The organism is Acidovorax sp. Root219, assembly GCF_001428665.1.
Lineage (GTDB): Bacteria > Pseudomonadota > Gammaproteobacteria > Burkholderiales > Burkholderiaceae_C > Acidovorax.
Genome location: NZ_LMIJ01000024.1, coordinates 223,415 through 247,703 on the forward strand (window position 1 = coordinate 223,415; position 24,289 = coordinate 247,703).

The 24,289-nt window shown below is 69.4% G+C and carries 23 protein-coding genes; 6 read left to right on the top strand and 17 right to left on the bottom strand.

Features of this window, described 5'->3' with window-relative positions:
* Positions 1 to 34 precede the first annotated feature (34 nt).
* Entirely contained in the window at positions 35 to 847 is an 813-nt protein-coding gene (locus tag ASE28_RS23125; protein ID WP_057268628.1) for an IclR family transcriptional regulator, read from the top strand.
* Here the strand turns inward: ASE28_RS23125 and ASE28_RS23130 are convergent.
* From ASE28_RS23130 to ASE28_RS23155, 6 genes are all read right to left on the bottom strand, one after another.
* Positions 844 to 2,142, bottom strand: a complete 1,299-nt coding sequence (locus ASE28_RS23130; protein ID WP_057268629.1) for an O-acetylhomoserine aminocarboxypropyltransferase/cysteine synthase family protein — start codon at positions 2,140 to 2,142, stop codon at positions 844 to 846. The two genes, ASE28_RS23125 and ASE28_RS23130, sit on opposite strands and share 4 nt — an antisense overlap.
* Positions 2,143 to 2,170: 28 nt before the next feature.
* Entirely contained in the window at positions 2,171 to 2,647 is a 477-nt protein-coding gene (locus ASE28_RS23135) for a CoA-binding protein (RefSeq protein WP_057268630.1), read from the bottom strand.
* Between the two features lie 25 nt (positions 2,648 to 2,672).
* On the bottom strand, positions 2,673 to 3,287 hold the full coding sequence (locus tag ASE28_RS23140) for a thioredoxin family protein (protein ID WP_057268631.1): 615 nt from the start codon (positions 3,285 to 3,287) through the stop codon (positions 2,673 to 2,675).
* A 91-nt stretch (positions 3,288 to 3,378) separates the two neighbouring features.
* Positions 3,379 to 5,580, bottom strand: a complete 2,202-nt coding sequence (locus tag ASE28_RS23145) for a protein-disulfide reductase DsbD (RefSeq protein ID WP_057268632.1) — start codon at positions 5,578 to 5,580, stop codon at positions 3,379 to 3,381.
* Positions 5,581 to 5,637: 57 nt separating this feature from the next.
* A complete protein-coding gene (locus tag ASE28_RS23150) occupies positions 5,638 to 9,384 on the bottom strand; it encodes a DUF748 domain-containing protein (protein WP_057268633.1) in 3,747 nt (1,248 codons plus the stop codon).
* A 124-nt stretch (positions 9,385 to 9,508) separates the two neighbouring features.
* Positions 9,509 to 10,261 carry an alanyl-tRNA editing protein gene (locus ASE28_RS23155; protein ID WP_057268634.1) on the bottom strand — a complete coding sequence of 251 codons (753 nt, stop codon included), beginning with the start codon at positions 10,259 to 10,261 and terminating at the stop codon, positions 9,509 to 9,511.
* Positions 10,262 to 10,313: 52 nt separating this feature from the next.
* Here ASE28_RS23155 and ASE28_RS23160 point away from each other — a divergent pair, with 52 nt between their 5' ends.
* Genes ASE28_RS23160 through ASE28_RS23170 form a run of 3 tightly spaced genes read left to right on the top strand, consistent with a single transcriptional unit; the run spans position 10,314 to position 12,217 of the window.
* Complete coding sequence (locus ASE28_RS23160; RefSeq protein WP_057268635.1) at positions 10,314 to 10,826, top strand: DUF1569 domain-containing protein; 513 nt, start codon at positions 10,314 to 10,316, stop codon at positions 10,824 to 10,826.
* 18 nt (positions 10,827 to 10,844) lie between these two features.
* Positions 10,845 to 11,711, top strand: a complete 867-nt coding sequence (locus ASE28_RS23165; protein WP_057268636.1) for a creatininase family protein — start codon at positions 10,845 to 10,847, stop codon at positions 11,709 to 11,711.
* Positions 11,712 to 11,752: 41 nt separating this feature from the next.
* Entirely contained in the window at positions 11,753 to 12,217 is a 465-nt protein-coding gene (locus tag ASE28_RS23170) for a GNAT family N-acetyltransferase (RefSeq protein ID WP_057268637.1), read from the top strand.
* A 24-nt stretch (positions 12,218 to 12,241) separates the two neighbouring features.
* Here ASE28_RS23170 and ASE28_RS23175 read toward each other — a convergent pair whose 3' ends face one another.
* The 11 genes from ASE28_RS23175 to ASE28_RS23225 all read right to left on the bottom strand — a co-directional run bounded on the left by ASE28_RS23175 (position 12,242) and on the right by ASE28_RS23225 (position 21,099).
* Positions 12,242 to 12,913: a histidine phosphatase family protein gene (locus ASE28_RS23175; protein WP_057268638.1), complete on the bottom strand. Its 672-nt coding sequence runs from the start codon at positions 12,911 to 12,913 to the stop codon at positions 12,242 to 12,244.
* Positions 12,914 to 13,010: 97 nt separating this feature from the next.
* On the bottom strand, positions 13,011 to 13,997 hold the full coding sequence (locus ASE28_RS23180; RefSeq protein WP_057268639.1) for a threonine dehydratase: 987 nt from the start codon (positions 13,995 to 13,997) through the stop codon (positions 13,011 to 13,013).
* Complete coding sequence (locus ASE28_RS23185; protein WP_057268640.1) at positions 13,994 to 14,632, bottom strand: LysE family translocator; 639 nt, start codon at positions 14,630 to 14,632, stop codon at positions 13,994 to 13,996. The genes ASE28_RS23180 and ASE28_RS23185 overlap by 4 nt, the downstream gene beginning before the upstream one ends.
* Positions 14,633 to 14,638: 6 nt before the next feature.
* Positions 14,639 to 15,364: a VOC family protein gene (locus ASE28_RS23190; protein ID WP_057268641.1), complete on the bottom strand. Its 726-nt coding sequence runs from the start codon at positions 15,362 to 15,364 to the stop codon at positions 14,639 to 14,641.
* Positions 15,361 to 16,239, bottom strand: coding sequence for a PhzF family phenazine biosynthesis protein (locus tag ASE28_RS23195; protein WP_057268642.1), 879 nt, complete (start codon positions 16,237 to 16,239; stop codon positions 15,361 to 15,363). Before ASE28_RS23195 ends, ASE28_RS23190 begins: the two co-directional genes overlap by 4 nt.
* 139 nt (positions 16,240 to 16,378) lie before the next feature.
* A complete protein-coding gene (locus ASE28_RS23200) occupies positions 16,379 to 17,239 on the bottom strand; it encodes a PhzF family phenazine biosynthesis protein (RefSeq protein WP_057268643.1) in 861 nt (286 codons plus the stop codon).
* Between the two features lie 28 nt (positions 17,240 to 17,267).
* Positions 17,268 to 17,894, bottom strand: a complete 627-nt coding sequence (locus ASE28_RS23205) for a glutathione S-transferase (RefSeq protein ID WP_057268644.1) — start codon at positions 17,892 to 17,894, stop codon at positions 17,268 to 17,270.
* A 5-nt stretch (positions 17,895 to 17,899) separates the two neighbouring features.
* Positions 17,900 to 19,111 (bottom strand): PLP-dependent aminotransferase family protein, encoded by a 1,212-nt coding sequence (locus tag ASE28_RS23210; protein ID WP_200963986.1) that lies wholly within the window; start codon positions 19,109 to 19,111, stop codon positions 17,900 to 17,902.
* A gap of 79 nt (positions 19,112 to 19,190) precedes the next feature.
* Positions 19,191 to 19,520, bottom strand: coding sequence for a DHCW motif cupin fold protein (locus tag ASE28_RS23215; RefSeq protein WP_057268645.1), 330 nt, complete (start codon positions 19,518 to 19,520; stop codon positions 19,191 to 19,193).
* Positions 19,521 to 19,525: 5 nt separating this feature from the next.
* A complete protein-coding gene (locus ASE28_RS23220; protein WP_057268694.1) occupies positions 19,526 to 20,482 on the bottom strand; it encodes a DMT family transporter in 957 nt (318 codons plus the stop codon).
* Between the two features lie 2 nt (positions 20,483 to 20,484).
* Positions 20,485 to 21,099 (bottom strand): LysE family translocator, encoded by a 615-nt coding sequence (locus ASE28_RS23225; RefSeq protein ID WP_057268646.1) that lies wholly within the window; start codon positions 21,097 to 21,099, stop codon positions 20,485 to 20,487.
* A gap of 148 nt (positions 21,100 to 21,247) precedes the next feature.
* On the opposite strand from ASE28_RS23225, the gene ASE28_RS23230 reads away from it, so the two are divergent.
* Both ASE28_RS23230 and cls read left to right on the top strand, forming a co-directional pair.
* Positions 21,248 to 22,714, top strand: coding sequence for a PLP-dependent aminotransferase family protein (locus ASE28_RS23230; protein WP_057268647.1), 1,467 nt, complete (start codon positions 21,248 to 21,250; stop codon positions 22,712 to 22,714).
* Positions 22,715 to 22,824: 110 nt separating this feature from the next.
* Positions 22,825 to 24,276, top strand: coding sequence for a cardiolipin synthase (gene cls, locus ASE28_RS23235; RefSeq protein WP_082608216.1), 1,452 nt, complete (start codon positions 22,825 to 22,827; stop codon positions 24,274 to 24,276).
* Positions 24,277 to 24,289 lie beyond the last annotated feature (13 nt).

Genomic DNA, 24,289 nt, shown 5'->3' on the forward strand with positions numbered 1-24,289 from the left:
CAGGATCGCTGCGGGCTCGGTGGACAATGGCGCCATGGACGACCTTTCCCGTGACCTTGCTTCTGCCGACGACGAAGACAGCCCGCGCGCGCCGCGCGGCATCCAGAGCGTGGAGGTGGGCGGCCAACTGCTCAAGGTGCTGGCCCGCACTGGCCGGCGCATGGCGCTCAAGGACCTGGCGCGTGATGCCGACATGACGCCCGCCAAGGCCCACCCCTACCTCGTGAGCTTCGGCAAGCTCGGCCTGATCGAGCAGGACGCCGTGAGTGGCCACTATGGCCTGGGGCCGCTGGCCATGCAACTGGGTTTGATCAGCCTGCAGCAGGTCGACCCGGTGCGGCTGGCGATTGCCGAGCTGCCGGCGCTGGCGCAGCGCATCGGCTACACGGTCTCGGCATCGGTCTGGGGTGACAGCGGGCCCACCATCATCCGCGTCGAAGAAGGGCCCACGGCCGTCTACGTGGCCATGCGCCATGGCACCACGGCCTCGGTGCGGCACACCGCCACGGGCAAGGTGTTCGCTGCCTTCGGCCCGCGCGAGCGCACCGCAGCCGCCCTGGCCGCCGATGGACATGCCGGCGCGCTCGACGATCCGGCGTTTGCCGCGGAGCTGGACGCCGTGCGCACCCACCAGGTGGCCGAGGTCACCGACCAGTTGCTGCCCGGCATCAGCGCGCTGGCCACACCGGTCTTCGACGGTTTTGGCCAGCTCGTGCTGTGCCTGGCCGTGATCGGCCCGAGCGCCACGCTGCGCACCGGTCCGGACAGTGCCGCCGCGGGGCATCTGCGCGACACGGCGCGCAGCCTGTCGCAGCGCCTGGGCGCCGCGCAAGGTGGGGAACGCTAGGTTTTCGACAGCGCCTGGTCAATGTCCCAGAGGATGTCGTCCAGGTCCTCGATGCCCACCGACAGCCGCACCATGTCCGCACTCACGCCGGCGCGGACCAGTTCTTCGTCGCTGAGCTGCCGGTGCGTGGTCGACGCCGGGTGGATCACCAGCGTCTTGGCGTCGCCGATGTTGGCCAGGTGGCTCAGGAACTCGCAGGCGTCGATGAACTTCTCGCCGGCTGCAGCACCGCCCTTCACGCCGAAGGTCAGGATGCCCGAGGCTCCCGGCGTGCCGTCCACCGCGCGGAACTGCTTTTGCGCCAGGGCGTGGTACGGTGAGTCGGCCAGGCCCGGGTAGTTGACCCAGGCCACCTTGGCATGGCCCTGCAGGAACTTCGCCACCGCCAGCGTGTTGCGGCAGTGCTCGCGCATGCGCAGGTGCAGGGTCTCGGCGCCCTGCAGCAGTTGCCAGGCGTTCATGGGCGAGAGCACGCCGCCGAAGGTGCGGTTGATCTCCATGCGCGCCTTCATGGTGTAGCCGAAGTCGCCGAAGGTCTCGTAGAACTTCACCCCATGGTAGGCGCGGCTGGGCTCCACCATCTCGGGGAATTTGCCGTTGTCCCAGGGGAACTTGCCGCCCTCGACCACCACGCCGCCCATGGTCGTGCCGTGGCCGCCGATGTACTTGGTGGCGCTGTGCACCACGATGTCGGCGCCAAAGGCCAGCGGGTTGCAGAGGTAGGGGCTGGCCACGGTGTTGTCGATCACCAGGGGCACGCCATGCGCATGCGCGACCCCGGCCACGGCGGCGATGTCGAGCACATTGACCAGCGGGTTGCCGATGGTCTCGCCGTAGACGGCGCGGGTGTTGGGGCGCATGGCGCGCGCGAAGTTCTCGGGGTCTGCCGGGTCCACGAAGGTGGTCTCGATGCCCAGGCGCGCAAATCCCACGCCGAGCTGCCCCACCGTGCCGCCGTACAGGGTGCTGGCCGCCACGATGTGGTCGCCCGTCTTGAGGATGGCCAGCAACGCTGCCATCTGCGCGGCCATGCCGCTGGCGCAGGCCAGCGCCGCGCGGCCGTTCTCCAGGCTGGCGATGCGCTCCTCGAACACCGCCACCGTGGGGTTGCTGATGCGGCTGTAGACATTGCCGAAGGTTTGCAGGTTGAACAGGCTGCTGGCGTGCTCGGCGCTGTCGAAGACGAAGCTCGTCGTCTGGTGGATGGGCGTGGCGCGCGCGCCGGTCACCGGGTCGGGAATCGCGCCCGCGTGGATGGCGCGCGTGCCGAAGCCGTAGTCTCTGTCCTTTTCCATGGGCGGATGTCTTTCTTTGTTCTTCTGTTCAGTAAGGCAGTTGCTGCGGGCGCTTGGCCGAGATCACGCGCGTGTTGACACCGGCCCAGTTGAGCCCGCCGAACAGGCGCGCATGCTCGATCTTCACGCAGCGGTCCATCACCACCGCCAGGCCCGCTGCACGGGCCCGCGCCGCCGCGTTCTCGTTCACCACACCGAGTTGCAGCCACAGGCACTGCGCGCCGATGGCAATGGCTTCCTCGGCCAGCGGCGGGATGTCCTCGCTCTTGCGAAAACAGTCCACCATGTCGATGCGGTGGTCTGCCGCCGCCGCCGCGAGGCTGGGGTAGCTGCGCTCGCCCAGGATTTCGGGTGCCATGGGGTTCACCGGCACGATGCGGTAGCCATGGGCCTGCATGTACTTGGCCGCAAAGAAACTGGGCCTGTGCCATTGCGGCGACAGGCCCACGACCGCGATGGTGCGGCAGGTTCCGAGGATGTGGCGCAGTTCGCTGATGGTGCTCATGCCACCAGTGTAAAACTGCAGAGACCTATGCAGGGTCCTTGTATTTGATGGAGCAGCCGTAAGGGCGTGTGGTGGATGCCGTCAGCGGCTTGCCCGCCAGCGCCTCTGCCAGCCCGGTCTTTACATAGTTGGTGGCGCGCGGGATGTCGTCAACCTTGGCCGAGGCGATGCTGTCGATGCCGCCGGCATAGATCAGCTGGCCCTGCGGGTTCACGATGTACATGTGCGGCGTGGTGCGCGCGCCATAGGCGCGGCCGGCCGTGCCTTCCTCGTCCATGAGGATGGCGGTGGGCACCGACTGGCGCTCCTTGAGCCAACTGGTGAGCTTGGCGGGCTCCAGGTAATCGCCGCTGGCCTTCTCGGTGGAGTTGACCGCGAGCCACACCACGTTCTTGCTGGTAGCGTCCTTCTGCGTTGCGGGCATGTTGCCGCTGTCGTAGTGCTTGCGCACGAACGGGCAGCCGGGGTTGGTCCATTCGAGCACCACATGCTTGCCCTTGAAGTCCGACAGGCGCACGGTCTTGCCCGTGGTGTCCTTCAGGGTGATGTCGGGAGCCGGCTGGCCCACGGTGGCGGCGGCCTGCGCACCGGCGGCAGCCAGCACGAGAGGCAGGGCGAAGAGGGTACGTCGAAGCAGCATGGATGAAAAATCTCCAGGTGGGACGGTGGTGGGGCAGTATGGGCGATGCGGCCCCGGATTTCCAGGCGGAGCCCCTGCCGACCGGCTGGTCTTACAGCGCCGCCACTGCGGCGCGCAGTTCCGCTTCGCCCAGGATCTCGGAGAACACCACGGGCGCCTTGCCGGGGGCGTGCAGCACGTACACCGGCACGCCGCTGCGGCCCAACTGGGCCAGGGCGGCGGTAATGGCCGGGTCGCGGCGCGTCCAGTCGGCGCGCAGCAGGGCCACGTTCTTGGCGGTGAAGTCGGCCTGCACGCCAGCGTCGGCCAGCGTGGTCTTCTTGTTGTACTGGCAGGTCACGCACCAGGCGGCCGTGAAGTCTACGAACACTGGCCGACCGCTGGCGACGAGCTGCTCGGCGGCGCCCGGGGTCCACGCCTGCCACTGCTGGGTGGCGTTGCCCGTGGACGCCTGTGCTGACGGTGCGGCAGCCACGTTGGTGACGTGCGGAGCGAAGGTCCAGGCCAGCAGCGCCAGCGCCAGGATGGAGACCGGGGCCATGAAACGGCGCGCCGAGCCTGCGAGCGACAGCGCCCAGGCCACCATCCCGAGCGCCACCAGCAGGATCAGCAGCGCGCCGGCACCATCGATGCCGCTTTGCTGGCCCAGCACCCAGACCAGCCAGACCACGGTGGCCAGCATGGGGAAGGCCATGAACTTGCGCAGCGTGTCCATCCACGCGCCGGGTCGCGGCAGGGCGCGCGCCACGGCGGGCACGAAGGCGGCGGCCAGGTAGGGCAGGGCCAGGCCCAGGCCCAGCGCCGCGAACACGGCCAGCGCCTGTGGGCCCGGCAGCGTGGCCGTGAGGCCCAGCGAGGCCCCCATGAACGGCGCGGTGCAGGGCGAGGCCACGGCCACGGCGAGCACGCCCGTCAGGAACGAATCGGCCACCGGGTGGCGCGCCTGCAGGCTGGCCACCGACGAAGGCAGGAAATGCCCGAACTCGAACACCCCCGCCAGGTTCAGCGCGATCAGCGTGAACAGCGCGGCCAGCCCCGCCACCACGGCGGGCGACTGCAGCTGAAAGCCCCAGCCGATGGCCTCGCCTGCTGCGCGCAAGGCGAGCATCAGCGCGCCCAGCGCCACGAAGGAGAGCACCACGCCGGCCGTGTAGGCGATGCCGCTGAGCCGGTGCGCGCGCCGGTCCTGCGCATGCTGGGCAAAGCCAACGACCTTGATGGCCAGCACCGGGAAGACGCAGGGCATGAGGTTCAGGATCAGTCCGCCGAGCAGCGCGCCCAGCAAGGCCGCCAGCAGCGTGAGCGGCGGGGCCGACGAGGTGGAAGCGGGGACACCCGCCGCATTGGCCTTGAGCGCGGCCTCCAGCGCGGGCGACACCGTGGCCGCTGCGGCCACCGTGGGCCAGGCACCCAGCACCTTGAGCTCGGCGCGGTATCCCTGGCCATCGGCGGCCAGCACCACGGGCATCGGGTCAGGGCTGTTGCTGCGCTGGGCCGCCAGCGGTACCTCGGCAGTCCACACCGCGCCCTTCCAGGCCTGGGTCCAGGCGGCGGCGTTCTCGATGACCTCGGGCGTCTCGGGGAACAGCTCCAGCGTCTTGCCGCGCAGTTCCACGGGCAGGCCCTGCACGCTCAGCTGCAGCGTGTTGCCCTCGATGCGGGCATTGCTGTCGGGCCGTACGCCCTGCACGCTGCCCATCACCTGGCGGGGCTGGGCCGCCAGGGCGGCATCGAACGCGGCACCATGCATGGCCGTGGTGCTGCGTGCCGGGATGGTCAGCGTGAAGTCGCCCTCTTCAGGGATGCATTCCTTGCGGCATACCAGCCAGGTGGCGCGCAGGCGCACCGTGGCATCGTTCGACAGTGCCTTGGGCGCGAAGGTGCTGGCCACGGTGACGGGCACGGGCAGCAGCACCGCGCCCTCGTAGCCGTAGTTGGCGAGGGTGCCGATGGGGATCTTCTTGGGCAGGGGCCAGGCGATCTCGCCCGCATCCAGCCCGGCGGGCAGGGTCCAGGCCATCTCGATGGGCAGGCCCGAATCGCCGGGGTTCTTCCAGTAGGTATGCCACTCGGGCTGGTGGGTGATCTGCAGGCCCATCCACAGCGGCTGGCCGGGCTCGACGCCCTGTGGTGCATGGGCGATCAGCTCCGCCCGCACATGGGGGGTGGTCACCACGGCGCTGGTGGCCGCGCCACCCTTGGCCGGCAACTGGGCCCAACTGCCCGCGCCAGCAAGCATGACTGCTATGAGAAAGATGGCTTTGGCGAGCAGGGAGGTCGGGCGGTAGTGCATGTTGCAAGGTGTGAGCGCCCAGAAGACCGTTTGGTTCCTGGGCGGGGAAGATGCCCCTTATTGTGTCGCCAGGGTCAGTCGCGCCTGGGGAGACCATTTTTCGGGCTGGGTTCCCGCGCGCGGCGCCGCCAGAAAGAGCCGTTCCACCGGCAGCTTCTGCGCCAGCAGGTAGCTGCGCACTGCCTGGCCGCGCTGGGTGGCCAGCTCCTGCGCCATGGCCTCGGTGGCGGGCTGGTTGGCCAGCAGCAGGGCCTCCATCTCGGCCGGGGTCAGCTCGCGCGCCAGGCCCACCAGGTTGCGCGGCTTCGGGATGTCGGCGCGGCGGTACACCTCCTTGAGCAGGGCGGGGTACTCGGCGGCCTGCACTGCTGCGGTGTCGGCCGGGCTGGCGCGGCGCTTTTCGGCCAGCACCAGTTGCTGCAGGTGCTCGCGCTGCAGGCCTTCACGCTCGGCCTGCAGGCTGGCCTGGCCGGTCACGGTGATGCGCAGGTTGGGCCGGTCGGTCAGCGCCTTGACGACCTTGGCAAGGTTCTGCTGGGCCTCGGGGCTCAGGCTGGCGCTGCCGGGGGCGAAGGGCACGCTGCCCAGTTCGTCGCCGCCCCCCATGGCGCTGGCCAGCAGGCTGAAGGGCGAGATCAGGGCCTTGCCGATCAGGTTGACGATGATCTTCCAGATCACCGGGCCCACGCGGAACTCAGGGTCGTTGAGCGAGCCGCTGAGCGGCAGGTCCAGGTCGATCACGCCATTGCGGTCGGCCAGCAGCGCCACGGCCAGCTTCACGGGCAGGCTGTTGGGCGCGCCGGCCACGGGTTCGCCAAAGGTCAGCTGGTTGAGCACCAGCCTGTTGCTGGCCGTGAGCTGGCCGCTCGGCAGCACCTTGTAGGCCACGTCCACGCTGAGCTTGCCGCGCTCGATGCCATGCCCTGCGTACTTGACGGCATAGGGTGAGAGCGGCGGCAGCTCCAGGTCGCGCACCTTGCCCGCGATGTCCAGCGCCAACGGCTTGGCCAGCGGGTTGAGCTTGCCCGTAATCTCGAGCGAGGCCGTGCCCTCGGCCTTGCCACGCAGCTCCAGGTCGGCCAGCACGGGCGCGCCGCCTGGCGCCTCGGACGAGAAGGCACTGAGCTTGCCGGTGAGCTCCGACAGGTCGGCCGAGTAGTTGGGCTTGATGAAGAAGTCGGAGAACAGCACCTTGCCGTTGACCAGGCTCACCGGGCCGAACTGCACCACCGGTGCCAGCGGGTCGGCCGGCGCTGCCGCCACGGCAGCGGACGCTGCGGACGCGGCAGGCGCCGTCGCGGGTGGCACCGACTTGGCGGCGCTGGCGGCATTGGCCGCCTGGGCCTCGGCCGGGGTCTTGGCGATGTCGCCCAGGTTGATGCGGCCGGCTTCGTTGATGGTGATGCGCGCGAAGAAGTCGGCCAGGCTGGTCTCTTTCACTTCGAGCCGCGGCGCCGTGCCGGGCGCGGTGGCCAGGTCCAGGCCGCGCAGGTTCAGGCTCTTCCAGGCCAGCAGTTCTTCGCCCACCTGGGCCTCGGTCTTGGGGGTGGAGGCCGAGGTGCTGTTGGCCTGCAGGTCGTCCACGGCGGCGTCGCCCGACAGGCGCAGGCTGGCGCCCTTGTCGCCCTGCGAGAAAGCCACCTGGCCCTTGAATCCCACGTCGGCGCGCAGCAGCTCGATGGACAGCTGGCTCGCCAGGTAGCCATCGAGCGCGTGCAGCGGCAGGCGCGTGGCATCCAGACGCCCCTGCGTGGCCAGCGGCTGCAGCGCCAGCGTGCCCTGGTAGTCGAGCTTGCCAGGTGAGCCCTTGCCCGCAGCCACCTGGGCCGAAATCTTGAGCGCCTCGGGCTTGCTGCCGTCGGTGGCGAGGTTTTTGGCGCTGATGCCCAGGGCCGACAGCTCCAGCGCCAAGGGGCGGGCCTGGGCGTTGTCGGCCAGCGCAATGGCACCGCCCTGCAGGCTGAAATCCGCCACGCGCAGCACCCACGGTACAGCGGCGGGTGCGTTCGATGCCGGGGCGTTTTCTGGTGCCGGGGGCGTGCTGGCCGGCGCCTTCATCCAGCGCTCGAACATCCAGCGCCCGTCCGCGCTGCGGTCCACCGTGGCCTTGGGCTGGGTCAGGGCCAGGCTCTCCAGCGTGGCGGTGCGTGTGTCCAATGGCACCTGCACGCCCTTCACTTCCAGCCGGCCCAGGCTGGCCAGCACGGTCTTGCCCTGGCGCAGGGCCAGTTGCTCCAGCGCCAGCGGGCCGGCGGTGAGGGTGATGCCGGTGGGCGCCGCAGCACCGGGCTTCACGGACGATGCATCGGGCGCTGCCCACTGCACGCCGATGTCGCCGGTGAGCTGGCCCGACACGGCGGGCTCCAGCGCCTGCGCGAGGTAGGGGGTGGCCACCTGCAGCGCCAGTGCGGTCACAGTCGCCTGCACCTGCGCCTTCTGGTCCGTGGCCTCGCCCTTGAAGCCCAGGCTGCCATCCTGCAGCTTGAAGCCGCCCTCGAAGGCCACGGGGTGGGCCCACGGCAGGGCCAGGTCCCTGGCATCCAGCGTGAATTCGCGCGCCTCCAATGCGGCGGCGGGGCGGGTGGTCTGGTCGCCCCAGCGCAGCGTGCCGCCGCGCACCAGGGTGTGGGCGACCTCCACGGTCCAGGGCCTGGCGGTCGCGGGCTTGCCCGCAGCGGCCGAGGCTGGGCGAGACGCGGTACTGGCAGCGTTGGCGGCAGGCGCCGCCGCAGCGGGCGGGCTCTCGGGCGCCAGTTGCGCCAGGTTGATCTGCCCGTCGGCATTGCGCGTGGCGTTGAGCACCGGGGCCGTGAGCTCCACCTGTGACAGGCGCACCACCTGGTCGAGCGGGCGCACGTCGGCCAGGTCGATCTTCAGGCGCTCGTAGCTCAGCAGGTCCTGCCCCTGGCGGTCGGCCAGGCGCACGCCGCGCGCCTGCACGCTGCCGGTGAGCTTCACGGCCATCTTCGGGGCCTGCTCGAAGGCCACTTTCAGATCCACGTCCAGCGTGGCGCCCTGCACCTTCACGGGCAGGCTGGCGGGCAGGTAGGCCAGGTAGGGGGCGAGGTCCACGCCGTCCCAGCGCACGCTGGCGTCGGTCTTGCCGGTCTGGGCGAACGGCGTGCCCTGTGCGGAAGAGTCGAAGCGGCTGCTGTTGAGGGTGAAGGCCAGGTGCGGCTCCACCTTCACCTCGCGCTGCGAGGGCAGGGTGCTGATGAAGGGCACCTTGAGCGCCAGGTCGCGCAGGCTGTGCTTTTTCCCCACGCTGCGGTCGTCGTAGTCGATGCTGCCGCCGACGAGCGCCAGGTTGTACAGCGCCAGGCGGGCGGGGCCCGTGTCCGGCTTGGGTTCGGCGGGTGGTGCCGTGACCTTGGCGATGATGTCGTCCACGTCGTAGCGGCCCTCGCCCAGGTGGGCGATGTGCAGCACGGGTGACTCCACGGTGAACTCGTCCACCACCGGCGCCAGGCGCAGCAGCGATTGCAGCTCGCCATCCACATGCACGCGGGCGATGGTGAGCTGGGGCTTGTCGCTGCCCTCGGCGCCTGCCACTGCGATGTCGCGCAGCGTGAGTTCCAGCGACCAGGGCTTGAAATCGATGGCGCCCACCGTCACGGCCCGGCCCAGTTGTTCGCTGGCCGCACGCTCCATCGGCCCCTTGAGCAGGGGCGGCAAAGCCAGCCAGGCCAGCAGCCACAGGGCCAGCAAAGCCGCCAGGGCCACGGCGGCACGGCGCGCCCAGCGGTGCTGGCGCAGGGCTGCCAGGGAGGGGCGGGTCAGGGAAAGGCGCTTGGGAAGAGGCATGGAGGCAGCTGAAAACGTCGGGCGGTCAGGGGAGCGACGCCGCAAACGGGCGGCAGGCCGCCCAAGGTACCACCGCGCAGTGTCGCGCGGTGTATCCAGAGGTGTGGTTGATGTTTGTTGACGTTCAGGCAGCGAAGCCCAGCACCACCCGCCGCGTGGTGGCGCTCTTCTTCTCGATCTTGGTCACCACGATGGCCCCGATCTCCGCCGTGTTGGCCACGTGCGTGCCGCCGCAGGGCTGCAGGTCGATCAACGGGGCACCGCCCTCGCCGCCGATGCGGATGGTGCGGATGCGCCCCGAACCGCGCGGGGGCTGCACGCTCATGCTCTTGACCAGTGCCAGGTTGGCGTCGAGTTCCTCGTCGCTGATCGATGCCACGGTGAGCGGATGGCCTGCGGCCACCAGGGCGGCGATGCCGGCGGTCAGCACCTCCTTGTCGAGCGGGTCGGTCATCGAGAAATCCAGGCGCGCGTACTCGGGCGTGATGGAGCAGCCGTTGACCAGCTGCGGCACCAGGTGGCACAGCAGGTGGGTGGTGGTGTGCAGGCGCATCAGGCGGTGGCGGCGCTCCCAGTCGATGCGGGCGGTCACCGGCGTGCCGACTTGAAACGCGGCCAGGTGTTCTTCCTGGCCCGGGGCGGGCACGTGCACGATGTCGCTGGTGGGCTGGCCTTCGGCATCCTTGCCCTTGCGCGTGTCGGCAATCGCGATGGCCGTGCCGTCGGCCAGCAGCAGGTGGCCGCTGTCGCCGGCCTGGCCGCCACCCAGGGGGTAGAACACCGTGCGGTCGAGCACGATGCCGGCGTCGGTGATGGCGGTGATGTGGGCGCTGCACTCGCGCAGGTAGCCGTCTTCTCGGAACAGATCGTGGGTCATCCCTGCATGGTAGCGGCAGCGGGGTGCGGCTGCAGAGCGCTACCATCGAGGCATGAAACGCCGCACCGCCTTGATCGCCGCCCCCTTGGTCCTGGTCCCTGCCTTCGGCTGGGCCGATGAGCCCAAGGTGGCCGACCTGTCCGGCGCGCTGCGCTGGCTCGACCGGATGGAGGCGGCACCCCAGGCCCGCACCAATGGTGCCTGGCCCCTGGTGGCGGTGCTCGAACACCTGTCGCAGAGCATCGAGATGAGCATCGACGGTTTTCCGAAGGAGAACAGCGCCCTGTTCCAGCGCACGCTGGGCGCTGCCGCGTTCAGCTTCTTCGGCTGGTGCGGGCGCATGTCGCACGGCCTTGCCGAGCCCATTCCCGCGGCGCCAGCGCTCACCATGTCGGGCGAGTGGAAGCCAGCAGCCCAGCGCCTGCGGGCCGCGATTGCACGCTTCAACGCCCATTCGGGGGTGCTGCGCCACCACTTCGCGTATGGCGCGCTGGACAAAGTCGAGTTCGCACGTGCCCACACCTTTCACATCGCCAACCACCAGGACGAGATCATTCTGGGCTGAGGCCGCTACCATGGCGGCATGACCCAGCCACCGGTGCCTTCTTCTTCCCCATCTGCCACCACGCCTGCGCGCTGGTGGGCCGATCTCGGCACGCGCGATTTCGCACAGCGCAAGGCTTCGGGCCTGGCGGCGCAGACGGTCGCCGTGTTGCCGGTGGCCGCCATCGAGCAGCATGGGCCGCACCTGCCGCTGTCGGTCGATGCCACCTTGCTGCAGGGTGTGATCGACGCGGCGCTGCCGCTGCTGCCGGCCGAGCTGCCGGTGCTCTTTCTGCCGCCGCAGAACGTAGGGTTGAGCCCGGAGCACATCCGCTACCCCGGCACGCTCACGCTGTCGCCTGCCACCATCATCGCGCTGTGGACCGAGCTCGGCGAGTGCGTGGCGCGCGCGGGCGTGAAGAAGCTGCTGCTGTTCAACGGCCATGGCGGCCAGGTCAGCGTGATGGACATCGTGGCGCGCGAGCTGCGCACACGCTGCGACCTGCTGGTGTACAGTGCCAGCTGGTTCAGCCTGCCCCTGCCAGATGCGGTGGCCGGCCAGTTCAGTGCGGCAGAGCACCGCTTCGGCATCCACGCGGGCGAGATCGAGACCTCGATGATGCTGCACCTGGCGCCAGCCACGGTGCAGATGGCGCATGCGCAGGACTTTCGTTCCACCTCGCAGGACCGCTCGGAGCAGTACGCCATCCTGGGCAATGGCAAGAGCGCCAAGCTCGGCTGGCAGATGCAGGACTACCACCCGGCCGGTGCCGTGGGCAATGCCGCAGCCGCCAGCGCCGACAAAGGCCGTACCGTGGTGGAGGCGGCGGCCACCCAACTGGTGGCCCTGCTGCAGGAAATGGCGGCATTGCCGCTGAGCACCTTGCGTGACCAGCCCGATTGGTGAGGGCGGTGGCCACGCTTTGCACGGCCTTTTGCGTTCATTGAATGACCATGATCAGACCTGCCACGTTCCCTGGCGATCTCCCCGACGTCATCGCGATCTTTCGCGAGTACGTCAAGAGCCCAACGGCCAATCTCGATTTTCAGGACTACGAGCAAGAGTTCGCACAACTGCCGGGAAAGTATGCCGAGCCCGACGGATGCATTCTTCTGGCCGTCATCGAGGGCCAAGTGGTGGGGTGCGCCGCCCTTCGACGGGTCGATGCAAGCGCCTGTGAACTCAAGCGCGTGTACGTGCGGCCCGCAGCCCGGGGGATGGACCTGGGTCGGCAGTTGGTCGAGCAGATGCTGCACGCCGCAAAAGAGGCCGGCTATCGGCGCATGTGCCTGGATGTGCTGGCGGAATTCGTCGCGGCACAAAGGTTGTACGAATCGCTGGGGTTTGTGCCTGCGGAACCCGTGAGCTTCAACCCGGTTCCGGGAACCCGGTTTCTCGCACTCGATCTGTAGGCGAGCCCGCTGGCCTGCCGCCGGTCAGGCGTGGGTGATCCAGTCCAGGTGCGGCGCTTCGTTCAGGTGCGGCAGGGTGTTGAAGGTCTGCAGCATCAGGCGCTTGGGGCTGATGCTGAACTCCGTCACCGCGCTGTTGCGGATGCGCATGTTCAGGGCGATCGTCACCTCGGGCGCGGTGCCCAGCACCTGGCCCACGGCGGTGGAGATGGGGCCACCACTGCTCACCAGCAGCACGTTCTGGCCGGTGTGGTGCTGGCGCACATGGTCGAGCGCGGCGCGCACGCCGGCACTGAACTCGTTCCACGTCGGCATGCCCTGCGGGCTGATGACCCCCGCCATCCACTGCGCGAGTGCATCGCACAGCAGGCGAAAGTGGTGGCGGTAGAGCTCGGGCGTATCGGGCCTCTGCAGCGGCTGGGGGTGGATAGCGGTGATCAGCGCATGGCTGTCGTACTCGTTGAGGCCGGGCATCTGCAGCACCTCGGGGGTGACCTGCAGGCCCTCGGCAATGCCTTCCAGCGTCTGCGTATGGCGGCGCAAGGTGCCGGTGATCACGGCATCGAAGGCCTGGCCGCGCTCGCGCCAGAATTCGCCCAGGCGCACCGCCTGTTCGCGTCCGCGCGCGCTCAGCTGGTCGTAGTCGTCGGCGCCAAACGAGGCCTGGCCGTGGCGCACGAGGTAAAGGGTTCCCATGCGTCGGATTGTGGGCAGGGGCGGGCCCGGACGTTTGTCGCCCAAGCGACCAGAACCACCCAGCCAGTAGCCTCGGGGACAGGCTCCACCCGGCAGGTCAGCCCGCCAGGACGCGGCTGAACACCGGCGCGTCGACATTGCCGCCCGTGAGCGCCAGGCCCACCGCAAGGCCGCGCAAGCGGTCGCGCTCCTGCAGCGCAGCGGCCAGTGCGGCAGCCCCCGCGCCCTCGGCCACATTGTGCGTGTCGGTATAGATCGCATGCATGGCGGCGGCCACTTCGGCATCCGTCACCTGCACGATGTGGTCGATGTGCGGGGCAAGCACGGCCAGCGCATTCGCATCGGCCACGCGGCAGGCCATGCCGTCGGCCAGTTCGGTGGTCACGGGCGCCTCGACCACCCGGCCCGCCGCCAGCGAGTCGGCATAGGTGGTGGCATGGGCACTGACCACCCCCACGATGCGCACGCCATGCCCCAGCGCCAGCTTGGCTGCGATGGCCGAGCACGCGCCAGATCCCTGGCCGATGGGCACATAGACCACGTCGAGTTGCGGCACGGCGCAGAGGAACTCCCACCAGTAGGTGCTCACGCCGCGCAGCAGGTCGGCGTGGAAGCTCGGCACCATGTGCGCGCCGCGCTCGGCGGCCAGTTGCATGGCATGCTCGCGCGCCTCCTGAAAGTCGCTGCCGTGCTCGATCAGCGTGACGCCCAGGGCGCGCATGGCGGCGTTCTTCTCCACCGAGTTGCCCCGGGGCACGACGATGGTGCAGGCCACGCCGTGGTTGCGCGCCGCCCAGCCCATGCTCTGGCCGTGGTTGCCGCGCGTGGCGCTGACCACTTCGCGCGGCAGTGCGCCACGCTTGGCGAGCTGGTCGAAATAGGTGAGCCCGCCGCGGATCTTGAAGGCCCCCACGGGCGTGTGGTTCTCGTGCTTGAGCCAGCAGTCCGTGCCCAGGCGCTCGCTGAGCAGGGCCCAGCGGTACTGCGGCGTGGGTGGGAAGTCGCGGTACACGACCTGGGCCGCAGCCTCGATGTCGGCCAGGCCCGGCAGCCAGGGCAGGGGAGTGGTCGGCAGGGCGCTCATGCGGCAGGCCTCTTTTCGGTCAGCAGGCGCACGGCCAGCAGGCCGAGCACCGTGCCCATCACATAGCGCTGGGCGCGCATCCAGCCCTGGCTGCGGTTCATGAACAGGGCCACGCGGGCGGCAAACAACACCAGCAGTGCATTCACCAGGGCGCTGGTGCTGATCTGCACCGCGCCCAGGGTCAGGCTCTGCAATAGCCAGTTGCCGCGCTCGGGGTGCAGGAACTGTGGAAAGAACGACAGGTAGAACATGGCCACCTTGGGGTTGAGCAAATTGGTCATGAAGCCCATGAGGAACAGCTTGCGCGGCGTATCGTGCGGCAGGTCGCGCGCCTCGAACGGCGCAGTGCCGCCGGGCTTCACGGCCTGCCAGGCCAGCCACAGCAGGTAGGCCGCCCCCGCGATGCGGATCGCGTCGAAGGCCATGGGCACGGCGGCCAGCAGGGCGGTGAGGCCGAGCGATGCCGCCAGCAGGTGCACGCCGAAACCGGCGATCACGCCACCGAGCGATAGCAGCCCGGCACGCGGGCCCTGGGTGAGGCTGCGCGATATGCAATAGACCATGTTGGGCCCGGGCGTGAGCACAAGCAAGAGGGATGCGAACGCAAAGATCAGCAGTTCCTGGGGGGTGAGCATGGTGGGTTACTCCGTTGACGGCGAGGGTGGCAGGGCGCGCGACTGCAGGGCCAGAGCGCCGCGCGGGGTGAGCAGCTGCGCGTGCAGTTGGGCTAAGGGGCCTTCCGTGGGCATGGCCACGTCGCGCAGGCCCGCAGCTTCGCAGGCCGCGCGCAGGGCGCGCGCGTCGGGGTGCTGCAGCTGCAGGGATTGCAGTTGCACGCCGCTGGCCGGCAGGTGATCGCAGGGGTGCACGGCGCCCCATTCGATCAGCGTGGGCAGGCAGCCGTTCCACAGGCGCTGGCCGTCGGGGCGCACGGTGATCTGCCACTGCAGCAAGCCCTGTGGCGTGGGGCGGCTGGCGGTGATGGCGCGGCCCCGGTCCACGCCCAGGGTGGCGAGCGCGGCCAGGCTGGCCGCCACGTCGGGCACCGAGGCCACCCAGTGGATGAGCTGCGGGCCGTGCTCGGCGACCTGCTGCTGCAGCGCAATATCGTCCATGTCGAACCAGCGCCGGTCACCCTCGGGGATGCTTTTGGTGCCCTGCGGGTTGACCGCGATGATCTCCAGGTAGGCCCTCGGATGGGCCGGGCTGGAGACATTGAGCAAGCGGTTGTGCGTGCCCATCAGCGGGTGCTCGCCGCCCGCGGTGGGCGTGACGCCCAGCGTGCGCTCGCACCACTCCACGCCCGTGGCCAGGTCGCGGGCCAGCACCACCAGGTGGTCGATGCAGGCTGCGGTCTGCGCCGTCACAGCAGCACCTCGCCCTGCACGCAGGTGACCGAATGGCCGCCGATCCAGATGTCGCTGCCTTCCTGGTCCACGTGCACGCGGCCGGCGCGCGCCAGGGCGGTGCCCTGGCTGGCCACATAGTGCGCAGGGGCCAGGCCTGCGCCGATGAGCCACTGCGCCAGCGCCGCGTTCAGGCTGCCGGTCACCGGGTCTTCGGCCAGGCCGTTGTTGCCCGGGAAGAAGGCGCGCACTTCGAAGGCGATGTCCTCGCGCGCGGTGTCGGCACCGATCACGCCGACCTTGCCGCGCGGGCCCACCACGCCGATATCGAGGCCCGCCAGGATGGCAGCATCGGGCTGCAGTGCCAGCACCTGTTCGGCCGATTGGAGCATCACGCCGCGCCACTTGGGGCCGTTGTCGCACCAGGAGTGGTGCAGGATGTCCGCGCGCTCCACCCCCAGGCCGCGCGCGATGAGCGCCACGTCCGCTTCGTCCAGCGGGCCGCTTTGCAGGCGGGGCGGGGCGGCAAAGGCCAGGCGTGCGCCGTCCTGGCGCAGGGGTACGAGGCCCGCGCCGCATTCCTGCACCACCCGCCCCGGCGTCTGTGGCTTGCCGCCCGCGCCCAGCCAGGCGTGGCAGCTGCCCAGCGTGGGGTGGCCGGCAAAGGGCAACTCGCGCCCGGGGCAGAAGATGCGCACGCGGTAGTCGGCACCCGCCGCCCTGCCTTCGGGCGTGGGCGGCAGCACAAAGGTGGCTTCGGACAGGTTGGTCCAGTTGGTGAACTCCTGCATGGCCTCGGTGGTGATGCCTTCGCCGTCGAGCACCACGGCCAGCGGGTTGCCGCGGTAGGCCTGGTCGGTGAAGACGTCGACTTGCTGGAAGGGGCGCAGTTTCATGGGAAAGCCTGTCAGGTAGGTGGATGGGGTGGAAATGGGGCTTTTCGGGGAGCGGGCACGCCGGGGGCGGCCCTGGGAGCCAAAGCGGGGGCACCGAGCGGGGTTCAGCCGCTGGCGTGGATCGGGATGCGGGGCGGTTTCACAGCAGCACCGTGCCTTCGATGCAGGTGACGGAGCGCCCGCCCACCCACACCTGGTGCCCGTCCTGGCGGATGTGCACCCGTCCTGCGCGGCCCAGGCATTCGCCCTGGGCCACCTGGTAGTGGTGCGGTGCCAGGCCTTCGGCGATCAGCCATTCGGCCAGGCTGGCGTTGAGGCTGCCGGTCACCGGGTCCTCACGGTTGCCCATGGGGGCAGCAAAGGCGCGCACGACGACTCCGGGTCGGCTGGTGTCGCTGGCGCCGGTGCCCACGTGCACCACCCCGACCGACTGGCCCAGGTCCATCAGGCGCGCATGGTCGGGTTGCAGGCCGAGCACGGTGTCGGCGCTGTCGAGCAGCATGCCCAGCCATACCGGGCCGTTGTCCAGCAGCTGCGTGCCCAGGATCTGCGCCGGGCGCACACCGAGGGCGCTGGCGATCAGCGGCACCAGCGCCGGGCTGGGCGCGCTGCGCTTGAGCGGCGGCGCGGCAAAGGCCAGGGTGTGGTCCTCGCGCCGGATGCGCACCATCCCCAGCGCGCATTCCTGCACCACCAGGCCCTCCTGGCGCGGTGCGTTGCCTGCCTGCAGCCAGGCGTGGCAGGTGCCCAGCGTGGGGTGGCCGGCAAAGGGCAACTCACCCTGTGGGCTGAAGATGCGCAGCCGGTAGTCGGCGCCCTGCGCGCGGCCGGCCTCGGTGGGCGGCAGCAGAAAGGTGGTTTCCGACAGGTTCATCCACGCGGCAAAGCGGCGCATGTCCGCATCGCTCAGGTCCTCGGCCTCCAGCACCACGGCCACGGGGTTGCCGTCGCCGGGGTGGTCGCTGAAGACATCGATCTGCTTGAAGGGGCGTGGATGCATGGTGCGGTCTTGCGGGCGGATGGTCCCGTCAGGATAACGCCTGGTCGAGCACGCCGCGCGCACCGGTGCGTGAACTCACCGCCTGGTACCAGCGCTCCAGGTGCGGCCGGGCCGCCCTCTCCTGGGGCAGGCCCCACCAGCGGTGGATCTCGCAGCCCACCGGGATGTCGGCCATGGTGAAGCGCTCGCCTGCCAGGAAGGGTTGGCGCGCCAGGTGCGCGTCCAGCAGGTCCAGCAGGGGCTCGGTGGCCGCCACCGATGCGGCGATCAGCGCGTCATTGCGCTGCGCGGCCGGCGTGCGTATCCACTGGATAAAGGCATCGCGCCCCGCCGGGTTCAGCGTGGTCTGCTGCCAGTCCATCCACTGCTCGGCCGCAAAGCGCGTGGCGATGTCCTCGGGGTAAAGCTCGCCCGGTGCATGCCGGGCGCACAGATAGCGCACGATGGGGTTCGACTCCCACAGCACGACGCCCGTGTCCTCGTCCTCGATCAGCGGCACCAGGCCGTTGGGGTTCAGGGACAGGTAGTGCGCTTCGCGCACGATGCCGAACTGCCCACCCGCATCGGTGCGCTGCAGGCTGATGCCGAGCTCCTGCGCGGCCCAGACCACCTTGCGGACGTTGATGGACGACAGCCGTCCCCACAGGCGCAGCACGGTGCTCAGCCCTGTGCCCGGTGGTCGCGGATGGCCGCTGCCAGCGCCGCAATGCCGGTGGCGATCTGCTCGGCCGTGGAGGTCACGAACGACAGGCGCAGCGTGCGGTGGTCGGCATCGTCGGCGTAGAAGGCGGCGCCGGGCACGAAGGCCACATTGCGCTCCACGGCCTTGGGCAGCAGTTCGATGGCGCTCATGCCTTCGGGCAGGCGCACCCACAGGAACATGCCGCCGTCGGGCTTGTTCCATTCGACGGACAGGCCCTGCATCTCCTTGTCCAGCGCGGTCAGCATCGCGTCGCGCTGCTGTTTGTAGAGCGCGCGGATGGTGGGCACATGGCGCTCCAGAAAGCCGCCCTTCATCACCTCGGCCACCATGCGCTGGTTGTAGCCGGGGGTGTGCAGGTCGGCTGCCTGCTTGGCCTGCAGCAGCTTGGGGTAGACCGCCTTGGGCGCCACCAGGTAACCCAGGCGCAGGCCCGGGGCCAGCACCTTGGAGAACGAGCCCATGTAGATGCAGCCATCGGGGTTGCGCGCGGTCAGCGGTGCGGGCGGCGGGCCGTCGAACCACAGGTCGCCATAGGGGTTGTCTTCGACCAGCGGGAGGTTCAGCTCGGCGGCCTTGGCCACCAGCTCGGCGCGGCGCGCATCGCTCATGGTGCGGCCCGTGGGGTTCTGGAAATTGGGCAGCACGTACAGGAAACGTGCCTTGTCGGCGCCCGTGCCGACCTTGGCCACCAGGTCATCGATGCGCACACCCTGCTCGTCGCTGGCCACCGCCACCACCTTGGGTTCCATGGGCGTGAAGGCCTGGATGGCACCCAGGTAGGTCGGCGTTTCCACCAGAACGCGGCTGTCGGTGTCGATCAGCACCTTGGCGATCAGGTCCAGCCCCTGCTGCGAGCCGGTGGTGATCAGCACTTGCTCCGGGTCCACATCCCAGGGCAGGAAGGCGGCGATGGCTTCGCGCAGCGGGGCAAAGCCCTCGCTCGACGCGTACTGCAGCGCCGAAGGGCCGTCGTTGGCCAGCACGGCGGCCGAGGCGGCCGCGAAGGCTTCGACCGGGAAGGTCTTGGGCGAGGGCAGGCCGCCGGCCAGGCTGATGATGCCGGGCTTTTCCGTGACCTTGAGGATTTCGCGGATGACCGAGGGGTTCATGCGCTCGGCGCGGCGCGCCAGGGTCCAGGGGCTGGTGTGGGGAAGGTCGTTCAGTTTCACTCTCGGTCTCCTGCGGTGGTCCTAAGAACCTGTTGCAAAGTCATCAGAAAAAAGGGTATTTCACGGCGCCCTGGTACTTTCAGTCCACGATGAACAGCGTGGCACCCAAAGGGGCGGTGGAGCGGTGCGGTTCCGCATTGTCCGCCACCTGGTAGCTCATGCCGGGAGTCAACGTGAACTGTCGGCCGTCCTGCAACTCGGTGTGCAGCTCGCCGGCCAGGCACAGCAGCACATGGCCCTTGGTGCACCAGTGGTCGGACACATAGCCGGGCGTGTACTCCACCTTGCGCACGCGCAACTCGCCGTACTGCAGCGTCTGCCAGAAGGCCTGGCCGGCCTGGGCGCTCTTCTCGACGCGCTCGACCTGGCTCCAGTCGGTGGCGGCGAAGGGGATGTCGTTCATCTGCATTGGGCTCAGTCCTTCACGGGCGCAAGGGGGCCGGGCGGTGTCGCGGGGGCGTGCGGTGCCGCCTGGTGCACGGGCATGCGCTTGCCCAGGAACACCGTGGCGATCACGGCCAGGGCAAACCCGACCGTGGTGAGGTCCAGGTGCTCGCCCAGCAGCGGCACCGCGAACAGCAGGCTCAGAAACGGCTGGATCAGCTGGATCTGGCTGACCCGCACGGCACCCAGCGCCAGCGCGCGGTACCAGGCGAAAAAGCCGATCCACATCGAGAACAGGGCCACATAGGCAAACCCCACCCAGCTCATGGTGCCGATGGCGGACGGCACGGCCGGCGCGAACCACCAAGTCACGGGCAGGGTCAGCGGCAGGGCGCAGGCCAGCACCCAGCAGATCACCTGCTCGGCCCCCAGGCTGGGCGTGAGCCGCGCGCCGCCGATGTAGCCCAGGGCACCCGTCGTCATGGAAATGATGAGGAAGATGTTGGCCGCGCCCAGGTAGAAGCCGCCGGCGCGCCAGGCCATGAAGCCCAGCACCAAGCCGCTGCCCAGCACGGCGCAGGCCCAGAAGCCGGCCGACGGGCGTTGCCGGAACCACAGGGCACCGAGCACGGCCGTGGACAGCGGCAGCAGCGCGGTGACCACGGCCCCGTGCGTGCTGGGCACATGCCGCAGCGCCAGCGCGAGGAACAGCGGAAAGCCGACGATGACACCGAAGGCCGTGACGCCCAGCACGGGCCACTGCGACCGCACGGGAACCCGCAGGCGCCCCTGGGCGTGCTGCCAGCCCAGGTAGGCCAACGACAGCAGCCCCGCCACGGCCGCACGGCCGAAGGTGACGAACCAGGGCGACAGCTGCGGTGCATCGACCGGGCCGACGGCCAGGCGCGTCATCGGCAGCGTGGCGGCGAACAAGGTGACGCCCACCAGGCCCCAGACCAGGGCTTCGCGTTCTTGAGCGTGGTTCATGGTCATAGCGTCACCATCCAGGCAGCCGTGGCCACCAGCACCCCGGCCAGCGCGCGGTTGAACCAGAGCAGGCGCGAACCCTGCGCCAGCCACTGGCGCAGCAGCGAGCCGACCAGGGCATAGACGAAATTGCTCGTGAAGGCGAACACCATCATCACGCCGCAGATGATGGCCAGGCGCTCACCGGGGTTGGCCGAGGGCTGGCCGGCGGCATTCACCACCCAGCCCGCGCTGAGCGTGAGCGCCAGCATCCAGGCCTTGATGTTCACGAACTGCAGGCCCACGCCCTGCCAGAAGGTGACGGAGAGGCGCGCGCTGTCCACGTCCGAGAGCTGGCCGGCGCGGCTGAGCTTCCAGGCCAGCCAGAGCATGTATGCCACGCCGAGCAAGGTCACGGCCATGCGCAGGGCCGGCACGCCGGTGATCAGGGCGCCCAGGCCCAGGCCGCTCACCAGCATCAGCAAGGTCCAGCCCGTGGGCACGGCCAGGCAGAAGTTGAGTGCCCGGCGCAGACCCAGATTGGCCGCGAGCGCGGTGGACAGGGTGGTGTTGGGCCCCGGCGAAAAGCTCATCGCGGTGCAGAAGACCAGCAGGGCAGTGAGTTCGGCGGCGGTCATGGGTGGGGGCTTTGAAATCGTGGGCTTGTCAGCGTCTGGCCTTCACTGTAATCTTCTGCACCAATACACAACCAGTACAGTACAGCAGCGCAGTTGGTGATCTGTATTGGTTGTCATGGCAGTACACAGGCCCTGTGAGGATTCCCGCATGCTGATGAAGACCACCACCCAGTCGCTCACCGAGCAGCTTTCGGCGCGCTTTGGTGAGCGCATCCGCAACCGGCTGCTGGCGCCGGGCGCGCGCCTGCCCTCGGTGCGCCAGTGCGCGCTGCAGCACAGCGTGAGCCCGTCGACCGTGGTGGCCGCCTACGACCAGTTGCTGGCCCAGGGTCTGGTGGAGGCGCGCAAGAACCGGGGCTTCTTCGTGCGCGAACTGGCCCCCGTGGGGGCCGATGCGCCGGCCACCGTGGATGCGGTGGCCATGGAGGCCGCGGGTGGCAACTGGACCACGGCCCACTGGTTCGCTGCGCGCGGCGCCGGGCGGGGCTCGCCGCCGGTGAACGCCACGGCGCTGATCCGGGGCATGTTCCACAAGATCAGCGACAAGCCCCAGCCCGGCATGGGGGTGCTGCCGCCGCAGTGGCTCGAATCCACCTTCATGCCCGCGGCGGTGCGCAAGGTCACCAGCACCCGGGCGCTGCAGGAATACTCGCTGCAGTACGGCGAGCCGCTGGGCGACAGCGGGCTGCGCCGTCTGCTGGTCAAGAAGCTGGCCCAGTTGAGCGTGCACACCGTGCCCGAGAACATCATCACCACCGTGGGTGCCACGCATGCGCTCGACATCGTGAGCCGCACGCTGCTGCGCCCGGGCGATCCGGTGATGGTGGAGGAGCCCGGCTGGGCCGTGGAGTTCGCGCGCCTGGCGGCCCTGGGCATGCACATCCTGCCGGTGCCGCGCCGCGCCGACGGGCCCGACCTGGAGGTGATGGCCCGCTACTGCGAGGTGCACAAGCCCAAGCTCTACGTGAGCGTGAGCGTGTTCCACAACCCCACGGGCTACTGCCTCTCGCCGGGCAGCGCGCACCGCATCCTGCAACTGGCCAACCAGCACAATTTCCACATCGTCGAGGACGACACCTACAGCCATATCGCGCCCGAACATGCCACGCGCCTGACGGCGCTCGACGGCCTGCAGCGCACCATCTACGTGAGCGGCTTTGCCAAGATTCTTGCGCCCAACTGGCGCATCGGCTTCCTGGCCGCGCCGCCGGCCCTGGTCGAGCAACTGCTCGATACCAAGCTGCTGGCCACCCTGACCACGCCCGCGCTGCTGGAGAAGGCCCTGGCGCTGTGCATCGAGCAGGGGCAACTGCGCCGCCATGCAGAGCGCATCCGCACCCGGCTTGATGCCGCGCGCTCGCGCAGTGTCAAGCTGGCGCTCAGCGCAGGCTGCACCTTCGCGGCCGACCCGGCGGGCCTGTTCGGCTGGGTGGATACCGGGGTGGACACCGATGCGCTGTCGCAGCGCATGCTGGACGAGGGCTATCTGCTGGCACCGGGCGCGTTGTTCCACGCCGAGCGCAAGCCCAGCACGCTCATGCGCATCAACTTCGCGACCACGCAGGACGCCACGTTCTGGCGCACCTTCGAGCGCATCGTCCGGCAAACCCGCTGACCGCGCGGGCGCCGTCACCTTCGCTGCCTACAATGGCCTTTTGATCTGATCGCAAGGGAACCATGGACCTACAAGGACGCTGGGCCGCAATGACCGATGGCCTGCAGTCCATGGTGCAGTTCTTTCCCGGTGGGCATGAGGGGCTGCTGACCACCATCTCCGTGGCCTGGAGCCTGTACATCGCCGTGCTGGCGGTGTGGATCATTCTGCAAAAGCGCGCCCCGGTCTCCACGCTGAGCTGGATCCTGTCGATGGCGCTGCTGCCCTTCGTGGGCTACGTGGTCTATTACTTCTTCGGCCCGCAGCGGCTGCGCAAGCAGCGTCTGAAGCGCATGCGCAGCCAGTCGGCGCTGTATGCCCATGCCGACTTTGCCAGCCTGCGCGGCACGGCGGCCGCCGCACCCCAGGCCCTGCGGCAACTGGTGCTGCTGGGCGAGGCCAGCTGTGACCTGCGCGTCTCCACCGCCACCCAGGTGGACCTGCTGGTCGACGGGGCCGAGACCTTTGGCGCTATCTTCGACGCCATCCGTGCCGCGCGCCACCATGTGCACCTGGAGTACTACATCTTCGAGCCCGACGGCATTGGCACGGCCCTGCGCGACCTGCTGGTGGACAAGGCGCGAGAGGGCGTGATCGTGCGGCTGCTGGTCGATGCGCTGGGCTCCAAGCGGCTGGATCGGCGCTTCCTGGCACCGCTGCAGGAGGCGGGCGTGCAGGTGGCCTTCTTCCATGCATCACGCATCGGGCGCCGATTGCGGCCGGTGATCAACTTCCGCACCCACCGCAAGATCGTGGTCTGCGACGGCGTCGTGGGCTTCACGGGCGGCATCAACATCACCGACGAGGAGGACCAGCGCGCCCGGCGCGATGCCTACCACGACGTGCACCTGCGCATCGAGGGCGGGGCCGTGCGCCTGCTGCAGATGACCTTCATGGAAGACTGGGTCTACACCACGGGCGAGGGCCCCGGTGCCGTGGCGCGCGAGAGCCGGCAACTGCTGCCCACCACCGAGCCGGGCGACCATCCGGTGCAGATCCTCACCTCGGGCCCGGACAATGCCAACGAGGCCATCCACCGCATGTACGTGGCGGCCATCCACATGGCGGCAGACCGGGTCTGGCTCACCACGCCGTATTTCGTGCCCGGCGAGCCCGCGCTCATGGCACTGACCAGCGCGGCGCTGCGCGGGGTGGACGTGCGCATTCTCGTGCCCCGGCGCAGCGATTCCTTCGTGGTGAGTGCGGCGGCGCGCTCCTACTTCGACGAGCTGATTGCTGCGGGCGTCAAGGTCTGGGAGTACACGGCCGGCATGCTGCACTCCAAGACCATGCTGGTGGACGACCAATGCGCCTTCATCGGCACCGCCAATTTCGACAACCGCAGCTTCCGGCTCAATTTCGAGGTCTGCGCCGTGGTGTACGGGCAGGCACTGGCGCTGCCCCTGGCCCGGCAATTCGAGATGGACCTGCGCAGCTCCAGTGCCGTGCAGGCGCGCCGCCGCCAGGCCTTCGTGCCGCGCCTGGGCGATGCCGCAGCCCGTCTGTTCTCGCCGCTGCTGTAGCGGCTCGAGGGGG